Source organism: Tianweitania sp., assembly GCF_032053605.1.
Lineage (GTDB): Bacteria > Pseudomonadota > Alphaproteobacteria > Rhizobiales > Rhizobiaceae > Tianweitania.
Window position 1 is genome coordinate 1 of record NZ_DAMBUH010000032.1, and the last position, 21,458, is coordinate 21,458.

The window sequence follows — 21,458 nt, forward strand, 5'->3', positions numbered from 1 at the left end:
GGTGCGGAACATCATGTCAGCGGTCCCTCTCGACCTGAATGTCGGGCAGCCTGGGCAGGCCGAACAGTGAGAAATCGGCGTCGCGCGGGGCAGCGTCGCTGCGGCGCGCGGAGCGCAGCCGTGCCGAACGCGCACGCGGATTAGTGTCTTCTTCCGTTTCCGACGGCGCGACGGCCGGCGCGGGACGATCGAAGGTCAGCGTCTGCTGCCCGACGGCCGGCAGATGGCGCGAGCCGCGGGACTGGGTCGAGCGGTCGGCCAGGAAGCGTTTGACGATGCGGTCTTCCAGGGAATGGAAGCTGACCACAGCCAGCACGCCGCCCGGCTTCAACACGCGCTCGGCGGCAAACAGCGCCTTGGCGAGTTCGCCGAGCTCGTCGTTGACGAAGATGCGCAGGCCTTGGAACACACGGGTTGCGGGATGGATCTTCACCTTGGGATTGCGGCCCACCAGCGTTTCGATGGCATTGGCGAGATCGCGCGTGCGCTCAAACGGCTGCACGGCGCGGCGCTGTTCGATCATGCGGGCAATGCGGCTCGCTTGCTTTTCTTCGCCTAAGATTCCGAAGATGCGGATGAGGTCGGTGGTCTTGTAGGTGTTGACGACGTCGGCAGCCGTGTTGCCGGTTTGCGCCATGCGCATGTCGAGCGGACCATCACCGCGGAAGGAAAAGCCGCGCTCGGCTTGATCGAGCTGCATGGAGGACACGCCGACATCCAGCACCACGCCATCCACCAAGCCGCCAGCATGGGCGTCGAGGTTGGAGAACACGTCCTGCACGAGGCGGAGCCTGCCTTGCGCACGCTCAACCAGCGCCTGCCCGGCCGCGATGGCATCGGGGTCACGGTCGATGGCAATGACGTCTGCGCCGGCATTCAGCAGCGCCGTCGTATAACCGCCCGCACCGAAGGTGCCGTCGATGAAGGTCTTGCCGGCCGCAGGCTGGAGCGCTGCCAGAACTTCCTTCAGGAGAACCGGAACGTGGCGCGCGTGATCGGCCTGGAGGGCACCGTGATCCGCACTCATGCCGAACCATCCTGATTGCCAGACGCGTCCGCGCGACGCTTGCGCGCCAGAAGCCGGGCGCGAACGGCGGCGGCATGGGTCGCCAGCTGCGTCGGTTCCCAGATCTGGAACCAGTTGCCACGGCCCACAAAGGCCACGTCCGTCGTGATGCCGGTATGATCGCGCATGAAATCCGTCACGCTGATGCGCCCCTCGCTGTCGAAGCGCAGAAAGGCGCCGTCCCCATGATAAAAGAAGGAAAGATCGTCCGCCGTTTGTAAGAGCGGATCTTCCTGCGCAATGCGCGCTTCGAACTGGTCCAGCAGATCCGGTCCGCCGACATCCAGCGCCGGCGTGTCCAGCGAGCGCAGCGCGTAAAGTTCCGCATAGCCGCGGCTCTGGATGATGGAGCGGAAATGCGCGGGCACCGATACGCGACCTTTCGCGTCGATCTTGTTTACCGCGCTGGACAGAAACCGCTGCATTGCGCGCCGAAACCATTCTCCTGAAGCTGCCCGTCATCGCGTCGACGCAGCAACCAACCTTCCCGCAACCGCTTGTCTCGGACCAGATTGCAGACGCGGCTCGATCCTCCAGCCGCCATTGCGGCAACCGGATCGCCTTCGCTTCCTGAGGATACTGGGACAACAAACGAAACTGCATTTGGGATACCATGGGGCCCTATGGGCGTCAATGGGAACGGGGCTTTGTGGCTGGTGCGAGGCTGAGTCTGGACGTGCATCTCCGTTGAAGCAGGTGGACCCCGTTTATCCGCCGTTAAGGCTAACAAAGTGTTGCCAACAGCAGAAAAGGCGGACCGCTGCGACGATGAAAGCACGCCGCGAGGAGGCACCCCCCAGCGGAGGGTGCGCGGCTCTGAGGATGAGGGAGATGAAAATGCCAGCCGGCCTATAAGCCGGGTTTTGTATGGCCCCTGCCCGCAAAGGCAGAAACGTGGCGGCCATTCTTCTTGGACGCATGTTGCCATGCGCCTCACGCAACCTACCCGGATGACAAGGCTGGAAACCGCCCCGAAGGTTGCCCTTCGCGCCATCCCTATTCGGTCTTGCTCCCGGTTGGGTTTACCGTGCCGATCCTGTTGCCAGGCTCGCGGTGGGCTCTTACCCCACCCTTTCACCCTTACCTCGTTAGAACCGGCCCGAAGGCCGGTCGCCGAGGTGGTTTGCTTTCTGTGGCACTTTCCCTGGGGTCGCCCCCGCCGGCCGTTAGCCGGAACCGTGTTTCCCGGAGCCCGGACTTTCCTCAGCCGCGACCTTTCGGTGCTTGCGGCTGCGGCCGCCCGGCCGGCTGGCAGTGCCTTAAAGGATGACCGCCAGCGAAAAGCAAGCCTTCCCCGTGAACTCAGGCGCTGCCGAGCTTGCGCTTCACCTTGGCGCAGTAAGCCGCCGAGATCGGATTCATGCGGGTTGCCGCGTGGCCGGCATTGTATTTCAGGATCGTGCCGCAGGTGGTGCCGCCGCCCAGATCGTGCGCCATAGCGAGATACTTCATGCCCCACTTGATGTTGGTGTCGGGGTCGTAGAGCCCCTTGGCGCTGCCGGTGTAGCCGAGCATGCGCGCCGTTGCCGGCTTGATCTGCATGAGGCCGATTTCACCGGCGCTGCCGCGAGCAGCCTCGTTGTAATTGCTTTCAACGCTGATCACCGCATGGGCCAGGTTGGCGGGCACGCCATAGGCCGAAGCGTAGCGCGACACGATCGTGGAATATTTGCGCCCGTTCACCACCGCCTTTTCGGCAACCGGCACTTCGCCGTCGTCCAGAGACAGCGGCTTCACGCCTGGCAGAGCGGAGAACTTCTTCTGACTGGAGCGTTCCACAGCCGTGAGTGCGGGACGGTGTGGGTTGGCATAGCCCTTGGAAGAGGTCGTCGTGGTAACCGTCTCGGCAACCTCCTTCCCCTTGGCTTCCTTGCCGATCGATCCCGTTACCGTCGGGTCGACGGCCCTGTTCGCGAAGAAATCGCGACCATCGGCTTGAGCTGCGCCCATTTGGGCAAACGTCGTCAACCCGGCGGCCACGGCCACCGCAAACACGGTCCTGCTTGTCATCGATACCTGTACTGATCTGACTGCCGGATTTCCCGGCTTACGCTGCACTGGCCGAGGGGGTCAGAACCCAGCCCGGCGTCGGATGAGTTATGAGATGCCGGGAAAAGTTGCATCAAAAATGGTGTAGGAAGTAACGTTGATCGAGTTACTGTAATATTGCGTGATCGTTCAAACCGATGGCGACACAGGTAGGTTTCTAAGCAACCGGCTGAGCGTGAGACGCGTCGAGCGGTCGATCAGGCCATCAACACGTTCCGGTCGGAAGTGCCGCTGAAAGGCTTCCACAACGATGCGTGCCGCCTCATCCAGAACACCGCTGACTTGGATGCCATAACCGTAGTCGGCTAGCATCTGCTGGGTTTTGGCTACGTCGGGCGACGTTGCGCAGAGGCCAAATGGAAGGTCGTCGCCGATCGGTTCAGGCTGCACGAAATGCCCGATCCCGGCAGCGTGGAGGGAGGCCCAGGGGAAGAGTTCGCCCGGATCGATCTTGCGTCCAGGAGCCACATCGGAATGCGCCAGAATGCCTTCGGGCAGCATCGCGTGACGTGTCGCAATGTCGCGGCACAGATCGACCACAGCAGCGATCTGATCGTCTGGAAATGGCGTGTAGCCAAGAAAATGACCGGGATTGACGATCTCGATGCCGACGGAATGCGAATTTATGTCCGCATTTCCGCCCCAAATGCTACGCCCGGCATGCCAGGCGCGGTCGGCTTCGCGCACCATCTGCACGACGGACCCATCTTCATGAACGAGGTAATGCGAGGACACCTCGCTTTCGGGCACGCACAACCAGTCCTCGGCGGCCTGCCCCGTGATCATCCCGGTGTAATGAAGAATGATGAGGCTCGGCCGCTCGCAATCGCGGCGCGGTCCGAAATTCGGCGACGGCCGCACCACTGCCCGTGCAAAGTCGGCCGGGAATGCGCTCACGCCGGAACCTGGCTTCTTTCGATCATCTCATAGGCGCTATTGATGGCAGCCAGCCGGTTCGTGGCAATGGCGATGAAGTCGGCCGGCATGCCGCGCGCGATCAGGCGATCGGGATGGTTCTCGGCCACCAGCGTTCGGTAGCGCTTGCGCACGGCGCCGAACTCGGTGTCGATCGGAAGGTCGAGCACGGCATAGGGATCAGCCCCCATCGGACGAGCGTGGCGCGCGAGCAGCCGCTCGAAATGCAGCGCATCGATGCGAAAGATTTCGGAAACGCGGCGGAGAAACGCCACCTCGCGCTCATGCACGATGCCGTCGGCCTCCGCGATATAGAACAGGCCGTCGAGGATATCCTGCAGAAGCAGGCAATTGTCGTCGCCGCTGCCGCACAAATTGGCCAACTGATAGGCGTAGGTCTCGAAGCCGGCCGTATCGGCCTGCGCCAGATTGTAAAGGCGCTGCACGTTGCGCATCTCGTCCGGCGGGATCTCGAAGATCCTGTGAAAGGCGCGGACTTCGTCCTGCGTCACTACGCCATCGGCGCGCGCCATCTTGGCGGACAATGCGATCATCGCGACGGAAAAGCCGACCTGGCGTCTCAGCGCGGGGTCGCCCACAAACATGGTGCGGATCGCTTCAAGCAGCGAACCGATGCCGGACGCACCGCGTGCCGGAAGGCTCAACAAAGCAGCGCCGAGACGAGACCAGACCGAATCCATGCTTGACCTCTAACGGAAACAACTCCCGACCGGAAGATCGGGAGGGCCCGCGCAGCGCAAACCTTCCATGCGTTGGTAAGCGCCTGGGAAACAGCTGGTGATGAATGTAGGGGATCGCGGAAGGCTGCGTCTTAACTAAGCTCAATGCGCGCCGAGCAGCGTCTTCACCTCGTTCAACGGCATGGGGCGGCCGAAAAGATAGCCCTGCCCTTCCTCGCAGCCCCGCTCCTGAAGGATGGCGGCTTGCGTGTTGCACTCGATGCCCTCCGCCGTGATCGACAGGCCGAAGGTGCGGCCAAGAAACAGAACCGCATCCACGATCGCGCCGTCCTCGGGCGAGCGCTCCAGGTTCTCCACGAATTCGCGATCGATTTTCAGACGGGTGATCGGGAACTTCTTGAGCATGCTGAGCGAGGCATAGCCTGTGCCGAAATCATCGAACGCCACGGGGCAGCCAAGATCGCGCAGCCTGGTCAGCGTGGAGCGGATCGTGCCATCGTCGTTTCTCAGGATAACGCGTTCGGTGACTTCGATCTCGAACAGATCCGGCGCGACCTCGTGGCTCGCCAACGCATCAGCGATCTGGCCGGCAACATCGCCCGTGGCGAACTGGCGAGAGAAGAGATTGACGGCGACGCGGATCTTCTCGCTGTCGCTCCGGTGGCGATTCAGAGCAGAAATGTCTCTCGCAGCCTGCTCAATCACCCACTTGCCGAGATGGTTGGCCATCGGGCTTTTCTTCAACACAGGCAGGAACGCGGCTGGAGCCAGCATGCCCTTTTGCGGATGGTGCCACCGCAACAGCGCTTCCAGCCCGATGATGCGATGATCATTCATGCGCACCTGCGGCTGATAAAACAGCTCGAACTCACCGCCGCGCACGGCCTGGCGCAGTTCCGCGCTGAGCGCATGTTCCTGGCGCGCATCATTGCGCAAAGCGGGCGTGAACAGGCACGTCGTACCCACCATGCCGGACTTCGCCTTTGCCAGGGCCAGATCTGCCGAAAGAAGCAGTTCAGAGCCGATCATGCCGTCATCCGGCAAAAGCGCGATGCCCATGTGGGCGCTGAGCGCGACCTGCGCTTCGCCGACCTCGAAGGGCAGTTCCAGCATCTCCTGAAGACGTTCGGCGACGGCTCCGATCGTCTGGCTGGAGGCATCCGGCACGACGACGGCCAGTTCCGTCGAGGTGCGCGCGATCATCTCACCGTTCGGCAACACGCTGCGAAAGCGATCCGCCACTTCACGCAGCAGGCTCCAACCGGTGTTGCGCGCATAGAGCTCGCTTGCTTCACGAAGACCTTCGATCCACACCAGGATCAGGGCAGCCGAACGCTTCGCCATGGAAAGCGCCAGCAGCTCAGCCGCCACGGATCGCCAGTTCGGCAGGCCGGTGAGCGGATCGTGCCGCGCTTCATATTCCAGACGCTGGCGCTGGATCTTTTCGCCCGTGATCTCGCGGATGAGGCCGAGGCTGCGGCTGGGCGGATTGTCGCCATTCGCGATGAGCGTTCCGATGGCTTCGATCCAGCGGATACTTTGCGTCTTCGGATCGATGATCCTGAATTCGTTGCGGAAGTGTGGGTCTTCACCCGCACCTTGAGCGGAAACCCGGCTCAGGATGAGGGGCCGGTCGTCCGGATGAACGATCTCCAGCAAGTCTTCCAGATTGGCGATCGGGCTTGGCAGGTCGATGAACCGGGCAACCGCATTGGCGCCCCAGAGCTCGCCGGTTTGCAGGTCGTGATCCCATACGCCGTAATTGCCGCTTTCCAGCGCCAGACGGAGACGTTCCTCGCTGACGCGGGCGGTGTCGGCAGCATCGAGATCGTCCTGGATGTCCTGAACGACCCCGATCCATTCCTCGATGTCGCCGTTCGCGCCGCGAAGCGGGAGACCGTTGGACTTGTACCAATGATAGGTCTTGTCAGCCTGCTGGCCGCGAAACAGAAGCTCGAAGGGCGAACCCGTGCGGAAGGCGTCGAACCAGATCCCGGTGATCGTTTCCAGGTCCTGCGGGTGAATGGACGATGCCCAGTCCTCGGCAGTTGCGACTTTCCCATCGGCGGTCTTCCAGCCGAAACCATTGCGCAGAGTGCCATCCGCCTCGGCCCGCCACACGCGCACGCGGCTCATCTCAGCAACCGCAAGCGAGACCCGATCACCCTCGGCAAGGCCGGCATAGGTGGTATTCATGCTGTCATTCCGATGGCGATGCTGACCCCGCCGCTTCTTAACCTTCCTTATATTAGCAAATCACAAATAAAGTTGATCGCTTGACGGAAAAGGTTGCTGTGACGGTCTGCGCCTTGATCACGGAAAAATCAGCCACTGGAGACCGTGCTGCAAGATAGAAGCAGCTTTCCGGTGCAACGAAGGTGCAAACGGGCAAGACTTTGGTTACCATCTCGCGGCATTGATGGCCTGAGTTCAACGAGGAAAGCTGGTGTGGCTTTGAAACATTCGATCCTGCGCAGCCTCCTTGGTCTCGCCATGCTGGGTTCGGTCGCGGCCTGCTCGACCACGAGCTACGACTTTGCGGATGTGAAGCCGACGGCCACACGCACCACCACGACCTCGTTCCAGACCGGCCTGGCCTATCCCCGCTTCAACGACCGCAAGCCGCATCCGTGGGACAAGGCGCTGGCGCCGACCTCCTATGCCATCCACGGCACGGACGTTTCCAAGTATCAGGGTTCGGTCGACTGGGGCATCGCGCGCGAAAGCGGCGTGTCCTTCGCCTTCATCAAGGCCACCGAAGGCGGCGACCGCGTCGACGACATGTTCGCCACGCATTGGCAGGAGGCCAAGGCCTCCGGCGTACCGCGTGCGGCCTACCACTTCTATTACTTCTGCCGCACGGCGCAGGACCAGGCCGACTGGTATATCCGCAACGTGCCGAATGAGAAGAACTCGCTGCCGCCAGTGCTCGACATGGAATGGAACCACATGTCGCCGACCTGCAAGAAGCGCCCGCCGGCATCCGTCGTGCGCGCGGAAATGAAGATCTTCCTGGAGCGCCTGACCAAGCATTACGGCAAGAAGCCGATCATCTACACGTCGATCGACTTCTACGAAGACAACCGCCTCGACCTGTTCACCGGCTATGACTGGTGGCTGCGCTCGGTGTCGGCCCATCCGCATGTCCGCTACGGCACCAAGGACTTCCTGTTCTGGCAATATACCGGCACGGGCAAGGTGCCGGGCATCAAGGGCGACGCCGACATCAACGTCTTCAACGGCACGCAAAACGAATGGCGCGCCTGGGTCGCCAAGCACACGAGCTGAGGAACGCGGACGCTTTCCTTGGTTTGAGCGGCCGTGCTAAACTGTTGTTTCAGGGAGCATCGGCATGGCCAGCATCACCATCGATCTCGACGACGCGACTGAAGCGCTTCTCAACAAGGTGCTGTCATCGTCATCTGTCAGCGCGTCGCAGCTGGTACGCGAAGCATTGCTCGACCGGATCGAAGAGATCGACGATGCGCCAGTCGTGAAGGGCCTTGCAGAAGAAGGCTTCGAGCCGATCTCCAATGCCGAGGTCATGCGCAGGCTGCGGCTCGATCACTGAATGGCCGTCGTTCAATGGCATCCACGTGCCTTCGAGCAGTTCGCGGAGCTTGACCGCGCGGTCCAGACGCGCATCCAGCGTGTGCTGACGTCGCTCGAAGCGTGGACGATGTCAGAACGAAGCTCATCCCCTATCGCGCTGAGCTGGCTGGATACTGGAAGCTCCGCGTCGGTGACTACCGCCTTGTCACATCTCTTCGTGAGCAGGACGGCCAGACTGTACTCGTGATCTACCTCGCACATCGCCGCGAGGTTTATGGTTCACGCGCGGTTCGGCCTTGAAGCGCCGAAACGCGGACTGAAAACTCAGTCCGCCATCGTCTCCAGACTTGCGAACCCTTGAGGGGCGTCGCCTTCGTGGAAGGGGGTGTCTACCTGCACGAAGGTGTCGGGGTAGAAGCCGTTGAAGCGGGTGCGCAGCGACAGGGAGTAGGCGCCGATGTGGCCGATTTCGATCCAGTCGCCGGTGTCAACGGTTTCCGGCAGCCAGAAGGGCCGCGACAGGATGTCGACGGAATCGCAGGTCGCGCCGCAGACCTTGAAGGGCACGATCTTGTTTTCGTCGCCATTGCGCTGACGGATGGCCGGATCGGGGATGAAGCGGGCGGGCAGCGTGATCTTGCCGGTCCAGCTATCCGACAGCGACGCCCAGATGCCGTCATTGATGTAGAGCCGGCGGCCTTTTCGCAGGAGGACGCGCACGATCAGCGAGAAAGCGCGGGCGACGATGACGCGGCCGGGTTCGGCCACCAGCGGCATATCGCCGAAACCCCATTCGGTGATGTCGCCGCGCAACTGCGCCATCAGCTCGTCGAGCGATGGCAGGTTGGGCGTCTTGCGGTTGGGATCGTGGCCGTATTCTGCGGGAAAGCCGCCGCCGACATCGAGCTCAGCAATCGGAACACCGGCGCGGTTGCGGACCCAGTCGGCGGAAGCCAGCGCGCGCTCATAGGTGTCCGGATCTTCGATCTGGCTACCGACATGGAAGCAAAGCCCGACCTTGTAGCCCGTGCGCGACAGACGCTGCAGCAACTCCACCGCATGCGCCGGCCCTGCCCCGAACTTCTTGGACAATTCGTAGGCAGCATGGCCCTTGGTCTGGAGCCGCACGAACACGGTCATCTGGCCGGGGTCGATGTCGAGCGCGCGCACCACGCGGGTCAGCTTGGTGATCTCGTCTTCATGATCGACCACGGTGACGCGGATGCCGTAGGTTTCGAGCGCGAGGCGAATGTCGGACTGCGCCTTGATCGGATGCATGTAGAGCATCTCGGCATCCGGCGCGACGTTGCGGACAGCCTTGAACTCGGCGGGCGACGCGACATCGAAAGTCTGGACGCCAGCTTCGGCCAGGGTCTTCAACACCAGTTCTTCGCCGTTGGTCTTCACGGCATAAGCGGTCTTGCCGGGGAACAGCCCCATGAACCGCTTGGTGTCTGCCTTCAGGACTTCGGGATGGAAGCAGTAGATGGGATCGTCGGGACGCAGCTTCATGGCGGCATCCCGTGCGGTATCAAAACGCTGCATCAGATCAGGGTCGTCCTTACTTCAGTTGCGGTGAACATAAAGCACGGTGCCGAGTTTTCGACCCTGTTTTGCCGACTAGCCGGATTATGCCGCTTCCGCCTCGCTCACAACAGCGGCGGTTTCCACTGGACGCACGCCGATAAGATGGCAGATCGCGAAGGAGAGTTCGGCCCGGCTCATGGGGTAGAAGTGGAAGTCCTCCACGCCGCGTTCGACCAGATCCAGCACCTGCTCGGCGGCCACCGCAGCCGAAACCAGCGCATGCGTTTGGCGATCATTGTCCAGCCCTTCGAAGCGCTGGGCGACCCAGGCAGGGATCGTCGCGCCGGTGCGGCCGGCGAAGTTTGCGACCTGCCGAAAGTTTTCGATCGGCAGGATGCCCGGCACGATCGGGATATAGATGCCGGCCTTACGCACGCGCTCGACATAGCGCTCGTAATCGTCGTTCTCGAAGAAGAACTGCGTGATGGCGCGGGTGGCGCCCGCATCGACCTTGCGCTTCAGCATGTCGATATCGGTGGCGAAGTCCGGGCTTTCCGGGTGCTTTTCGGGATAGGCGGAAACGGAAATGTCGGTGGCACCCTGACGCTGAAGCGCGGCGGTGAGCTCGGCTCCGTTGGTGTAGCCATCGGCATGGGGTTCATAGGCGCTACCCACGCCGGCGCTCGGATCGCCACGCAGAGCCACGAAGCGGGTGACGCCGGCCTGGAGGAAGCTGGCGATTACATCGTCCACTTCGGCACGAGAGGCATCGACGCAAGTCAGATGCGCTGCCGGAGCCAAACCAGTTTCGGCGATGATGCGACGAACGATCCGCAAGGTGCGCTCGCGGGTCGAGCCGCCGGCGCCATAGGTCACGGACACGAAATGCGGCTGAAGGGGCTCGAGCCGCTTCACCGTGTCCCAAAGACGGTTTTCCATCTCAGGCGTCTTCGGCGGGAAGAACTCGAAGGAAACGCGGACGCGGTCACCGATGTCCGGACGGCGGGAAAAGCTGGGCTGGTTCATCAAACCGTCTCGCTTGCTTGGGGGTGACGTGCTGATTGAGCGGCGGTATCGGCGATCAGCAGGCGGCGATCGCGACCGAGCCAGAGCTTGACCGTGAGGCCCTGATTGCCGTTGTCGGGTGCGAAACTGAGCGTGTCTTCCAGTTCAAGGCCGGCTTCCGTCAGCCAATCCTCAATCTGCCGATCTGCGAAGCCGAGACGGGCATGGGCATGCTCTTCGCGCAGGAACTCATGGCCGTGCGGCGCGAAGTCGACGATGACGAGGCGGCCGGACGGACGCAACAGCTTGGCGGCTTCCTTCACAACGGATGCGGGATCATCGAGATAGTGGAGCACCTGATGGACGGTCACGAGGTCGAAGGCGTCGCGGTCCACCGGCGGCGCATAAACGTCGCCTTGGCGCACCTGTGCATTGGTGATGCCAGCGCGTTCCAGATTGGCGCGGGCGACGGCGAGCATTTCGCGCGACATATCGATGCCAACGGCACGGCGATACAGCGGCGCGAACAGTTCGAGCAGACGGCCGGTGCCGGTGCCGAGATCGACCATCGACTGGAAGGGCCGCGTGCCGACGAGATCGAGCAGAGCGGCCTCAACGGCCTTGTCCGGCACATGCAACGAGCGGATTTCATCCCAGCTCGATGCGTTGGAGCGGAAATAACGCGTCGCTTTTTCCTGCCGCTTCTGGCGCACGCCGAATAGGCGCTCGATGTCGCGCTCCACCAGCGGATCGTCATCGGCAATGCGGGCGAGCAGGCCGAGGATCAGTTCGCGCGCGCCATCGGATTCGGCCAGCCGGAAGAAGGCCCAGGAGCCTTCCTGGTAGCGATCGACAAGGCCCGCTTCCTGCAGGAGCTTGAGATGGCGGGACACGCGCGGCTGCGACTGGTTGAGGATCGCGGTCAGATCGCTGACGGTGAGATCGCCGGACGCCAACAGAAACAGAATCCGCAAACGGCTGGATTCGGCCGCTGCCTTCAACGTATCTACAAGGGTCAACAGTTCGAGCTTGTCTGACATCAACGATCTCCCAAATGGGTAAGAGACATAAAGATATGTTTATGTCATGCCATGGTGAGTTGCAATGGCTATGTCGCAGTGAAGGCAGAAAATGACTGACGATCCTGACACCGCCGTGCTGACGACGATCCGCGCTCGCGAACGCGCTTTGCCGTTCGATCCCGGCACGCGTGCGACCGATGCGCATCTGGTGTTCATCGGCAAGGCGGAGACAGCTTGGACGCAACGCGGAGACTGCCCGAAGAACATGGGACAAGCGCGCGAGCGGAAGGTGCCCGCGCAGGTGCTGGTCGATAAGGAGTATCGCGAGGGGTTGCTCGGGCTTGAGGCTCACAGCCACGTCATCATCCTGACCTGGCTGCATCGCAGCGCGCGCGATCTGATCGTGCAGCAGCCGCGCCATGCCGACGAGCCGCGCGGCACCTTTGCCTTGCGCTCGCCGGTCCGGCCAAACCCGATCGGGCTGCATGTGGCGCGGTTGGTGTCGGTGGACATGGCGGAGGGCCGGCTGGTGCTGCAAGGGCTCGATGTGCTGGACGGCACGCCGGTGATCGACATCAAGCCTTACTTCGCGTCGAGCGACCGACCGGATCTTGAGGGCTGATGGTGCGCTTTGCCACCGGCCGGCACAAGGCGATCGCCAAGGCGTTGACGCTGCTTCTGCCCGGCGCGCCCTATGCCGATATCGAGGCGATCCGTTTTGAGGCAAGTCAGCGGCGCATGGCCGATCTGCCGCCGTCGATTGCGGTGTGGCTGACCACGCTTGCTCATGTGCGCCATCAGCACACCGAGTATGATGCCCTGATGGATGAGGGCTATGATCGCGACGCGGCGCGCTTCTTCGTGCTGGATGATGTCAACGAGGTGCTGACGACATGGCGCGCAACGCGGCTGCTCGATGCCGACGAGAGCGAATGACGCTGCTTATCGCCCTGCCCCTTGAACCGCTGCGCTGAGGTCGCATCTACGGATTGCGGTGAAAACCGCTTTTCACATCATTCATTCCTCACGCGCTTTTTTCAGGCGCGACTTTCAGAAAGGCCTTTCATCATGGCATCGAAAGTCTGGTTCATCACGGGATCATCCAAGGGCTTCGGCCGCATCTGGGCGGAAGCCGCTCTCGCACGCGGCGACAAGGTTGCCGCCACGGCGCGCGACGCTTCGACCTTGCAGCCGCTGGTCGACCAGTATGGCGACAGCGTCCTGGCCCTGACGCTGGACGTGACCGACAAGGCGCAGGTCAACGCCACCATCGCCGAGGCGAAAGCCAAGTTCGGACGCCTCGACATCGTCGTCAACAATGCCGGCTACGGCCTGTTCGGTGCGGTTGAAGAAGTGTCGGAAGAAGACGCGCGCGCGCAGATCGAGACCAATGTGTTCGGTGCCTTGTGGGTGACGCAGGCAGCGCTGCCGATCATGCGCGAACAGAAGGCGGGCCACATCATCCAGGTGTCCTCGATCGGCGGTGTCAACGCCTTCCAGAACGTCGGCCTCTACCATGCCTCGAAATGGGCGCTGGAAGGCTTCAGCCAGACGCTGTCACAGGAAGTGGCAGGGTTCGGCATTCATGTGACGCTGGTCGAGCCGTCGGGCTTCTCGACAGACTGGGGCGGCCCTTCCGCCAAGCACGCCAAGTCGATTGCCGCTTATGACAGCGTGCGCGAAAACAGCAAGGCGCGTCGTGGCAACACGGCGGCAGGCGATCCTGAAGCGACGGCTGAGGCTATTCTCAAGGTCGTCGATGCGGCTGAACCGCCGCTGCGCGTGTTCTTCGGCGATGTCGGTTTGCCAATGATCAAGCAGGAATATGCCAAGCGCATCGCGCTTTGGGAGGAATGGGACCACGTCGCGGTTCTGGCTCAGGGTGCGGGCAGCAACCGCAAGGCTTGAAGCTCAATAGATCCACTGTTCGGGCAGGCGAAGCGACACCGTTTCGCCTGCCTGGATCGTGCCGGGCTTTTCCACCCAGGCAACAATGCCGCGCAGGCGTTTGGCGACCTTCGGGAAGAGCAGCGCAGCACCCTGCACATCAGCCACACCGGCACCCTCGCCCACGGCACGACCGGCATCCCTACATGGGCCGTTCTGGGCATCGATCTTCAGCGTCACGCCGTTTTTGAAGAACATCAGCGTCCCAGCCGGAAGCATGGAGAGATGCGGCACGCCGTCGATCAGAAGGTTGGCGCCGACCCATTCTGCGCGCACTTGCGGCAGATCCATACGGCGGGCAATCTCGGCCAGTTCATCAGGCGCGACGAGAGACAACTGGCGCTCGTTGCGCATCTCGGTCTTGCGCGGATACCACGGCTCGCGCCCGCCTGAGCGACGGGTGAAACCTTCGTGATAATCGCCAGATATGCCTTCGAAGGTGAGGTCGAGGCTGTCGACTGCTTGCGTGACGAAGTCGCGATTGGGCGCCACGAACAGGCCGGCCACCTGCCCTGTCAGCTTCTTGGCGGGCTTGATCTGAAAGTCGTCGAGCGTGCGCGGAAACAGATCGTGCATCGGAAAGCGGTCCGGTTGAGCGAGCTTCATCCATGAAGCGACAGCATTTGCCTGTCCAGCCAATTGCGCTGAACGACCCATCAGCGCGCTGAGTGGATCACAGCCGGCGCAACAGCGCGCCGCCGATCGAATAACCAGCGCCGAAAGCGCAGATCAGCCCATAATCGCCACGCTGCATGTCGCGATGATGCAAATCCAGAGCCACGATGACGCCGGCCGCAGCGGTGTTGCCGAGTTCGCCCAGGACGATCGGCGCCCGGTCATTGTCCACATCCCGCCCGAAAGCCAGGCGCAGGATCATGCCGTTCATGCGCGCATTGGCCTGATGCAGCCAGAAGCGGCGAATATCCTCCGGCGTCTGGCCGTTGTCGCGCAGGAAGTCGATGATGAATTCGTGCCCGGCATGGGTGACTTCCTTGAACACCTTGTTGCCGAGCTGCGTGATCATGAGCCCTTCCATGTCCAGCACGGACGGATTGGCCTGGGTGAGCCGGGCGAGATAGCCGAAGTTGGAGCGGATATTGTTGGAGAACTGGGTCCACAGGCGGGTGTCCAGCACCTCGAAGCAGCCTTCCCGCTCTTCGCCATCGTCCAGCGCTTCCACCAGCAGGGACACGGAGGCGTCGCCGAAGATAAAGTGGGTTTGCCGGTCGCGGAAGTTGAGATGGCCGGTAATCAGCTCGGGCGTGCAAACCAGCACGCTCTTCTGCGCGCCGGAGCGCACGAGGTTAAAGGCGGTATGCAGACCGCCGGCGGCGGAAGAGCAGCCAAGGCTGAGATCGATCGCCGAGCCCGACGTTCCCAGCACCTGCTGGATCTCGATGCCGACCGCCGGATACATGCGCTGCAGATGCGACGAGGCGCAGATGACCATGTCGACATCGGCAGCGGCCCGGCCCGCATCCGCCAGCGCCTTGCGCGCGGAGGCAGCGGCGAACTCGGCCTGGATGGACACTTCATGGTCTTCGCGCCGCGGCATGACCGGCGCCATACGGTCGATGTCGAGCACGCCTTCGGGGTAGAGCACGCGGCGGGCGCGAATGCCGGAGGCGTGTTCGATAAAGGCGCTGGTGGAGCCCGGCAGCGACGGCTCACCGCGTTCAGTGCGGCCGATATTTTCTCGCTCGACCCAGCCATTGAACGTCGCCACCAGATCATCATTGCTGATGGAGGCAGACGGGATTTCGGCCCCGATGCCGCTGATGACCACGCGCTTCATGCTTGTTCTTCCTGACCTCGCACAAGCTTGGGAACAAGTGCGAGCTAATTCAAGTCAGGCTTATTTAAGCGGCTTTAACCATGACAGGCAATGCGGAGCTAGCTCTTGCGGGCGACTATGAACAGGCGCGGAAAGCGCAGCAGCCGCGTGCCATCGGCGGTCGATGGATAGGCGGCATCGATCGCCGCCTGGTAGGCATGCAGGAACTGCGCCTGTTCACCGTCATTCAGCGGCGCGAGGAACGGTCGCAAGCCCGTGCTCTTGACCCATTCCACGATCGCCGCCGCATCCTTCATCGGGTGATTGTAGATGGTGTGCCAGATATCGACAGATCCGCCGCAGGCGGTCAGGGCATCGTAATAGGTCGAGACCGGCGGCAGTGGATCGCGCGCGGCGTCCGCGAGCTTGGCAGCGAACGGCATGGCACGGGCGGTTTCGCTCATCAGGCGATGCGTCGGCTCGGCCAGATTGTCAGGCATTTGCACCGCCAGCACCGCGCCGGGCTTTTGGCCGCCAAGGATGCGAGCGAGAACCTGCTGGTGATCCGGCAACCACTGAAAGATCGCGTTGGCGAAAATGACGTCAGTGCCGTCGTCCGGCATCCACGTCGCCGCGTCGCCCTCGAAGAAGGCGACGTCCGGCAAACGCTTGCGGGCATCCGCCAGCATCGCAGGCGAGGTATCGAAGCCGCTGACTTCGGCCTGAGGCCAGCGCGCAACGAGGAGTTCGGTAGAATTGCCCGGCCCGCAACCGATGTCGACGACGCGCCTGGCATCGTCGACCGGGATCTGGGCCAGAAGATCGCGCGCCGGCCGCGTGCGCTCATCGGCATAAAGCAGATACTGCGCAGCTGACCAGTCGCGGGTGGTCGTCATCTGTAAACGTCTCCACGGTGACCGACGCGAATGATCGAGATCGTGACGATGTCGTCTTCCAGCGCCGCGATCAAACGATACTCACCCACGCGATACTTCCAGTACTTGCCAAGTGGTCCATGCAAGCTCTCGCCGACCTCGCGTGGATTGTCCGTCTCAACCAAGCGATCTCGGATGAATTGCAGGATCCGGACCTGAGCGGTGTGGCCGAGACGCCGAAGGTCTTTCTCGGCGCGCTTTTCGAAGCGGACCTTCCAGCCCACCGCTAATTGCGCTTCAGTTCGGCTGGATCGAGACCCAGATTCTGTACGACCTCATCAAAGGAAACATATTCCGGCTCGTCGCTCAGTCGCTCACGAACAAGATACATGTCTTCCAGATCATCGATGTGCTCGACGATGGCTTCACGCGCGTAGAAGCTCTTTGTCCGACCGGTCTTGCGGGCAAGATCCTCAAGCCGCTGTTCCAGTTCGGCTGGAAGTCGCAAAGCTAACATGAGAGGCGCTCCAATTTGCTATACATGTATAGCATCATGAGGCGCCCCGCAATGTGGACTTACCGCGTCAGCCGCTTGTAGGTAACGCGGCTTGGGTTGACCGCTTCGGGTCCGAGGCGGCGCACCTTGTCCTTCTCGTATTCCTCGAAGTTGCCTTCGAACCATTCCACGTGGCTGTCGCCTTCGAAAGCGAGCATGTGGGTGGCCATGCGGTCGAGGAACATGCGATCGTGGCTGATGATGACCGCGCAGCCTGCATAGGCTTCCAGAGCATCTTCGAGCGCGCCGAGGGTTTCGGTATCGAGATCGTTGGTCGGTTCGTCGAGCAGCAGGACGTTGCCGCCGTTCTTCAGCATCTTGGCGAGGTGGACGCGGTTGCGCTGGCCGCCGGACAGGTTGCCGACCTTCTGCTGCTGGTCGCCGCCCCGGAAGTTGAAGGACGAGCAATAAGCACGGCTGTTCACTTCGTGCTTGCCGAGCTTGATGACTTCGGCGCCGCCGGAAATCTCTTCCCAAACGGTCTTGTTCGGGTCGAGCGCATCGCGGCTCTGATCGACATAACCGAGCTTCACGGTTTCGCCGACGCGGATCGTGCCGTCATCGGGCGTTTCCTGGCCGGTAATCATCTTGAACATCGTGGTCTTGCCCGCGCCGTTCGGACCGATGACGCCGACAATGCCGCCTGGAGGGAGCTTGAAGTTCAGGTCCTCGATCAGCAAACGATCTCCGAAGCTCTTGTCGAGATCGGTAACCTCGATGACGACCTGGCCGAGACGCTCGCCTGCCGGGATGACGATTTGCGTGTCGGTTGGGCGACGGCTGTCGGCCTGTTCAACCAGATCCTCATAGGCCTTGATGCGGGCCTTGGACTTGGTCTGACGTGCCTTGGGGCTCGACGCGATCCATTCGCGCTCACGCCAGATCGCCTTCTGGCGCGAATCGTCCTCGCGGCCTTCCTGGATCAGGCGCTTGGCCTTTGCGTCGAGATACTTGGTGTAGTTGCCTTCGTAAGGAATGCCGCGGCCGCGATCGAGTTCGAGGATCCAGCCCGTGACATTGTCGAGGAAGTAGCGATCGTGGGTGATGATCATCACCGCGCCGGGGTAAGCACGCAAGTGCTTTTCGAGCCAGGCGGTGGTTTCGGCGTCCAGATGGTTGGTCGGCTCGTCGAGGAGGAGCAGGTCCGGCTGCTGCAGAAGCAGACGGCACAGTGCCACGCGGCGGCGCTCACCACCCGACAGCTGCGTCACATCGGCATCTGACGGCGGGCAGCGAAGGGCTTCCATCGCCATCTCGACCTGCTGTTCGAGATCCCACAGGTTTTGGGCGTCGATGATGTCCTGCAGCTTGGCGGCCTCGTCAGCCGTTTCATCCGAGTAGTTCATCATGAGTTCGTTGTAGCGGTCGATGATCGCCGTCTTCTTGGCGACACCTTCCATGACGTTGCCCTTGACGTTGAGCGCCGGATCAAGCTCGGGCTCCTGCGCCAGATAGCCGACGGTCGCGCCTTCGGCGAGCCAGGCCTCGCCGGTCCACTCCTTGTCGAGGCCGGCCATGATCTTCAGGACGGTCGACTTGCCGGCGCCGTTCGGGCCGAGGATACCGATCTTGGCATCCGGATAGAAAGACAGATGAAGGTTTTCGAGCACCTTCTTGGTGCCATAGGCCTTGGACAGGCCGGACATATGATAGATGAACTGGCGTGCCATTGCGCGCTATTCCAATCCCTGATCGTGCGGTGAATTGCGCGCTATGTAAGCCAAAGGGAGGATCGGGGCAATGCGTAAGGGCAGATGGCGGCACGCCTGTGGGAACCCGGCATGAGTTTCGACCGGGTCGAGACGCTGAAAACGCCATCCGGGGCGGCCTTGCGGCTCTATCGCAAGGAGGCGCATGAGCCGCGCGGCGTGGTGCAGATCAATCACGGCCTTGCTGAACATGCCGGACGCTACGCGCGGTTTGCTGACGCCTTGGCGGAACGCGGCTACCATACGCTGGCGCATGATCATCGCGGACACGGTGCGACCAAGGCACCCGGCGCGCCGCTCGGCCGCTTTGCTGGTGATGATGGAGCGCGGCTGGTGCTGGACGATGCGGCGGCCGTGCTTGATCTGGCTGCCAGGGATTATCCCGGACTGCCGGTGATCTGCTTCGGCCATTCCATGGGCGGGCTTATCGCGCTCAACCTGGTGCAGCGCTACCCTGAGAAGATGCAGGCGGCGGCGATCTGGAACGCCAACTTTTCCGCCGGTCTGCAAGGCCGCCTCGCCCGTGTCTTGCTTGGCTTTGAGCGCTTCCGAATGGGTTCGGACGTGCCTTCACAGATGCTGCCGCGATTGACCTTTCGCGCCTGGGGGAAGGCCATTCCGCATGCCCGCACAGAGTTCGACTGGTTGAGCCATGATGCGTCCGAGGTCGACGCTTACATCGCCGACCCGCTGTGCGGGTGGGACGCTAGCGTTTCGCTGTGGCAGGACCTGCTCGCGCTGATCTTTTCCGGCGCGGATGATGCCGGGTTCAAGTCAGTGCCCAGGAGTCTGCCGCTGCAACTGGTCGGCGGGATGGAAGATCCCGCATCCGAGAACGGTAAGGCCCCGCGCGCGCTTGCGGAACGGCTGACGCGGCTCGGCTTTTCGAATCTGGAAACAAGGCTTTACGAGCAAACGCGCCACGAATCCCTCAACGAGTTGAATCGAAACATCATCACCGCTGATTTTCTGGCTTGGGCGGATCGCGTCACCGCAACGCGGTGACAGCCGGCTTCAGGCTTGTTAGGCAAGCATCATCAGAGCTTGTGGGGGACCAGCATGCAGACCGGCGGCCAGCTTATCGTCGACGCACTCGAGGCAAACGGCGTCAAACAGATCTACTGCGTGCCGGGCGAAAGCTACCTCGCCGTTCTCGATGCGCTGCATGACTCGCCCATCGACACCATCATCTGCCGCCAGGAAGGCGGCGCGGCGATGATGGCCGATAGCGAAGGCCGGCTGACCGGCCGGCCTGGTATCTGCTTCGTGACGCGCGGTCCCGGTGCCACCAACGCCTCGCCCGGCGTTCACATCGCGATGCAGGATTCAGTGCCGATGATCCTGTTCGTCGGGCAGATCGCGCGCGGCATCAGGCATCGCGAGGCGTTTCAGGAGGTCGACTACAAGGCGGTATTCGGCTCGCTGGCCAAATGGGTTGTCGAGATCGAGGACGTCGCGCGCATTCCTGAACTGGTGACGCGTGCCTTCGCGGTCGCCACCTCCGGCCGTCCCGGACCGGTCGTCATCGCCTTGCCCGAAGACATGCTGCTGGACGAAGTCGAGGCACCTGCCGCCTTGCCCTACACGCCGGTGGAAACCGAGCCGGGTGCGGCACAGATGGACGAGTTGCAGGCGCTGCTTGAAAAGGCCGAGCGGCCCTTCGTCATACTTGGCGGCACGCGCTGGAGCGAGAGTTCCGTTGCCGCCTTCACCAAGGCCGTCGAAAATTGGAACCTGCCAGTCGGCTGTTCCTTCCGCCGCCAGATGCTGTTCGACAACAGCCATCCCAACTATGCCGGCGATGTCGGTATCGGACCGAACCCGAAGCTGGCTACTGCGATCAAACAGGCCGACCTCGTGCTGCTGGTGGGCGGGCGCTTCGGCGAGATGCCGTCTTCCGACTACACCCTGATGAAAAGCCCCTACCCCGATCAGACGCTGGTGCATGTGCATGCGGACGCCAATGAGCTTGGACGCGTGTATCGCCCGACGCTCGCCATCAACGCCTCACCGGAAGCCTTCGCGCATGCCTTTGCCGCGTTGAAGCCGAAGGCAGCGCCGACTTGGGGGGAGAACACCAAGGCGCTCAACGATGCCTACCTTGCCTGGTCGACGCCGCCGCAGACCGGCCCAGGCGCGGTGCAGATGGGACCGATCATGCAGCATCTCGGCGAGGTGCTCGGCGAGGACGCCATCCTATGCAACGGCGCGGGCAACTACGCGACCTGGATCCATCGCTTCCACAAGTTCCGCCGCTATGCCACGCAGGCCGCCCCCACATCCGGCTCGATGGGCTATGGCACGCCGGCGGCCGTTGCCGCCAAGCGCTTGTTCCCGGAGCGTGACGTGATCGCTTTTGCCGGCGACGGCTGCTTCCTGATGAACGGGCAGGAGTTCGCCACCGCCATCCAGTACGACCTGCCGATCATCGTGATCGTCGTGAACAACGGCATCTACGGCACGATCCGCATGCATCAGGAGCGGGAATATCCGGGCCGCGTGTCAGGCACGACGCTCAACAATCCCGACTTTGCCGCTCTGGCGCGGGCTTACGGCGGGCATGGCGAGACGGTCGAGACGACCGCCGACTTCGCAGCGGCCTTTGATCGGGCGAGAACAAGCGGCAAGCCGGCTATCATCGAGATCAAGCTGGACCCAGAAGCGCTGACGCCGACCCGGACCTTGAGCGACATTCGCGAAAAACGCTGATCAGCCCAGCAAAGCTGCGGATGCTGAGCGAAAAGGGCAACAAATGCTCTT

23 protein-coding genes and 1 other RNA gene are annotated in these 21,458 nt (G+C 62.4%); 8 read left to right on the forward strand and 16 right to left on the reverse strand.

The annotated features are described in order from the left end of the window. Positions 1-16: 16 nt before the first annotated feature. The 7 genes from rsmH to RTX98_RS09685 all read right to left on the reverse strand — a co-directional run bounded on the left by rsmH (position 17) and on the right by RTX98_RS09685 (position 6,927). Positions 17-1,027: a 16S rRNA (cytosine(1402)-N(4))-methyltransferase RsmH gene (rsmH, locus tag RTX98_RS09655; RefSeq protein WP_312796247.1), complete on the reverse strand. Its 1,011-nt coding sequence runs from the start codon at positions 1,025-1,027 to the stop codon at positions 17-19. After that, positions 1,024-1,491, reverse strand: a complete 468-nt coding sequence (gene mraZ / locus RTX98_RS09660; protein ID WP_312796249.1) for a division/cell wall cluster transcriptional repressor MraZ — start codon at positions 1,489-1,491, stop codon at positions 1,024-1,026. The genes rsmH and mraZ overlap by 4 nt, the downstream gene beginning before the upstream one ends. Positions 1,492-1,902: 411 nt before the next feature. Next, positions 1,903-2,318, reverse strand: an RNA gene (rnpB, locus tag RTX98_RS09665) — RNase P RNA component class A. Between the two features lie 50 nt (positions 2,319-2,368). Further along, the gene (locus RTX98_RS09670; protein WP_312796251.1) at positions 2,369-3,076 is read right to left on the reverse strand and encodes a lytic transglycosylase domain-containing protein; all 708 of its coding nucleotides are present in this window, start codon (positions 3,074-3,076) and stop codon (positions 2,369-2,371) included. A gap of 168 nt (positions 3,077-3,244) precedes the next feature. Next, positions 3,245-4,012: an N-acetylmuramoyl-L-alanine amidase gene (locus tag RTX98_RS09675; RefSeq protein WP_312796252.1), complete on the reverse strand. Its 768-nt coding sequence runs from the start codon at positions 4,010-4,012 to the stop codon at positions 3,245-3,247. Further along, positions 4,009-4,731: a DnaJ family molecular chaperone gene (locus RTX98_RS09680; RefSeq protein WP_312796253.1), complete on the reverse strand. Its 723-nt coding sequence runs from the start codon at positions 4,729-4,731 to the stop codon at positions 4,009-4,011. Before RTX98_RS09680 ends, RTX98_RS09675 begins: the two co-directional genes overlap by 4 nt. Positions 4,732-4,872: 141 nt before the next feature. Next, positions 4,873-6,927, reverse strand: coding sequence for a putative bifunctional diguanylate cyclase/phosphodiesterase (locus RTX98_RS09685; protein WP_312796254.1), 2,055 nt, complete (start codon positions 6,925-6,927; stop codon positions 4,873-4,875). Between the two features lie 273 nt (positions 6,928-7,200). On the opposite strand from RTX98_RS09685, the gene RTX98_RS09690 reads away from it, so the two are divergent. From RTX98_RS09690 to RTX98_RS09700, 3 genes are all read left to right on the forward strand, one after another. Continuing rightward, entirely contained in the window at positions 7,201-8,019 is an 819-nt protein-coding gene (locus RTX98_RS09690; RefSeq protein WP_312796297.1) for a GH25 family lysozyme, read from the forward strand. 64 nt (positions 8,020-8,083) lie between these two features. Next, a complete protein-coding gene (locus RTX98_RS09695; protein ID WP_312796256.1) occupies positions 8,084-8,302 on the forward strand; it encodes a DUF6290 family protein in 219 nt (72 codons plus the stop codon). A 101-nt stretch (positions 8,303-8,403) separates the two neighbouring features. After that, positions 8,404-8,583, forward strand: a complete 180-nt coding sequence (locus RTX98_RS09700) for a type II toxin-antitoxin system RelE family toxin (RefSeq protein WP_312796258.1) — start codon at positions 8,404-8,406, stop codon at positions 8,581-8,583. Positions 8,584-8,607: 24 nt separating this feature from the next. Here RTX98_RS09700 and RTX98_RS09705 read toward each other — a convergent pair whose 3' ends face one another. From RTX98_RS09705 to RTX98_RS09715, 3 genes are all read right to left on the reverse strand, one after another. Further along, on the reverse strand, positions 8,608-9,828 hold the full coding sequence (locus RTX98_RS09705; RefSeq protein WP_312796260.1) for an alanine racemase: 1,221 nt from the start codon (positions 9,826-9,828) through the stop codon (positions 8,608-8,610). 84 nt (positions 9,829-9,912) lie between these two features. Continuing rightward, positions 9,913-10,836: a methylenetetrahydrofolate reductase [NAD(P)H] gene (metF, locus tag RTX98_RS09710; RefSeq protein ID WP_312796262.1), complete on the reverse strand. Its 924-nt coding sequence runs from the start codon at positions 10,834-10,836 to the stop codon at positions 9,913-9,915. Continuing rightward, positions 10,836-11,855 carry a metalloregulator ArsR/SmtB family transcription factor gene (locus RTX98_RS09715; RefSeq protein WP_312796264.1) on the reverse strand — a complete coding sequence of 340 codons (1,020 nt, stop codon included), beginning with the start codon at positions 11,853-11,855 and terminating at the stop codon, positions 10,836-10,838. The genes metF and RTX98_RS09715 overlap by 1 nt, the downstream gene beginning before the upstream one ends. A 91-nt stretch (positions 11,856-11,946) precedes the next feature. Here RTX98_RS09715 and tsaA point away from each other — a divergent pair, with 91 nt between their 5' ends. The 3 genes from tsaA (at position 11,947) to RTX98_RS09730 (ending at position 13,745) form a co-directional block, all read left to right on the forward strand. After that, positions 11,947-12,459 (forward strand): tRNA (N6-threonylcarbamoyladenosine(37)-N6)-methyltransferase TrmO, encoded by a 513-nt coding sequence (tsaA, locus tag RTX98_RS09720; protein WP_312796266.1) that lies wholly within the window; start codon positions 11,947-11,949, stop codon positions 12,457-12,459. Further along, positions 12,459-12,773, forward strand: a complete 315-nt coding sequence (locus RTX98_RS09725; RefSeq protein WP_416223097.1) for a DUF2293 domain-containing protein — start codon at positions 12,459-12,461, stop codon at positions 12,771-12,773. Before tsaA ends, RTX98_RS09725 begins: the two co-directional genes overlap by 1 nt. Before the next feature lie 132 nt (positions 12,774-12,905). Then, positions 12,906-13,745: an SDR family oxidoreductase gene (locus RTX98_RS09730; protein ID WP_312796267.1), complete on the forward strand. Its 840-nt coding sequence runs from the start codon at positions 12,906-12,908 to the stop codon at positions 13,743-13,745. Positions 13,746-13,748: 3 nt separating this feature from the next. Here RTX98_RS09730 and RTX98_RS09735 read toward each other — a convergent pair whose 3' ends face one another. The 6 genes from RTX98_RS09735 to ettA all read right to left on the reverse strand — a co-directional run bounded on the left by RTX98_RS09735 (position 13,749) and on the right by ettA (position 18,659). Further along, entirely contained in the window at positions 13,749-14,360 is a 612-nt protein-coding gene (locus RTX98_RS09735) for an MOSC domain-containing protein (protein ID WP_312796269.1), read from the reverse strand. Positions 14,361-14,457: 97 nt separating this feature from the next. Continuing rightward, complete coding sequence (locus RTX98_RS09740) at positions 14,458-15,579, reverse strand: beta-ketoacyl-ACP synthase III (protein ID WP_312796271.1); 1,122 nt, start codon at positions 15,577-15,579, stop codon at positions 14,458-14,460. A 98-nt stretch (positions 15,580-15,677) separates the two neighbouring features. Further along, complete coding sequence (gene tam / locus RTX98_RS09745) at positions 15,678-16,454, reverse strand: trans-aconitate 2-methyltransferase (protein ID WP_312796272.1); 777 nt, start codon at positions 16,452-16,454, stop codon at positions 15,678-15,680. Beyond that, positions 16,451-16,717 carry a type II toxin-antitoxin system RelE/ParE family toxin gene (locus RTX98_RS09750; protein ID WP_312796273.1) on the reverse strand — a complete coding sequence of 89 codons (267 nt, stop codon included), beginning with the start codon at positions 16,715-16,717 and terminating at the stop codon, positions 16,451-16,453. The genes tam and RTX98_RS09750 overlap by 4 nt, the downstream gene beginning before the upstream one ends. Before the next feature lie 2 nt (positions 16,718-16,719). Beyond that, positions 16,720-16,950 carry a DUF6290 family protein gene (locus RTX98_RS09755; RefSeq protein ID WP_312796274.1) on the reverse strand — a complete coding sequence of 77 codons (231 nt, stop codon included), beginning with the start codon at positions 16,948-16,950 and terminating at the stop codon, positions 16,720-16,722. 59 nt (positions 16,951-17,009) lie between these two features. Further along, positions 17,010-18,659 (reverse strand): energy-dependent translational throttle protein EttA, encoded by a 1,650-nt coding sequence (ettA, locus tag RTX98_RS09760; protein WP_189502721.1) that lies wholly within the window; start codon positions 18,657-18,659, stop codon positions 17,010-17,012. 111 nt (positions 18,660-18,770) lie between these two features. Here ettA and RTX98_RS09765 point away from each other — a divergent pair, with 111 nt between their 5' ends. Further along, on the forward strand, positions 18,771-19,703 hold the full coding sequence (locus tag RTX98_RS09765; RefSeq protein ID WP_312796276.1) for an alpha/beta hydrolase: 933 nt from the start codon (positions 18,771-18,773) through the stop codon (positions 19,701-19,703). 54 nt (positions 19,704-19,757) lie between these two features. After that, a complete protein-coding gene (locus tag RTX98_RS09770; RefSeq protein WP_312796278.1) occupies positions 19,758-21,407 on the forward strand; it encodes a thiamine pyrophosphate-binding protein in 1,650 nt (549 codons plus the stop codon). Positions 21,408-21,458: the final 51 nt, after the last annotated feature.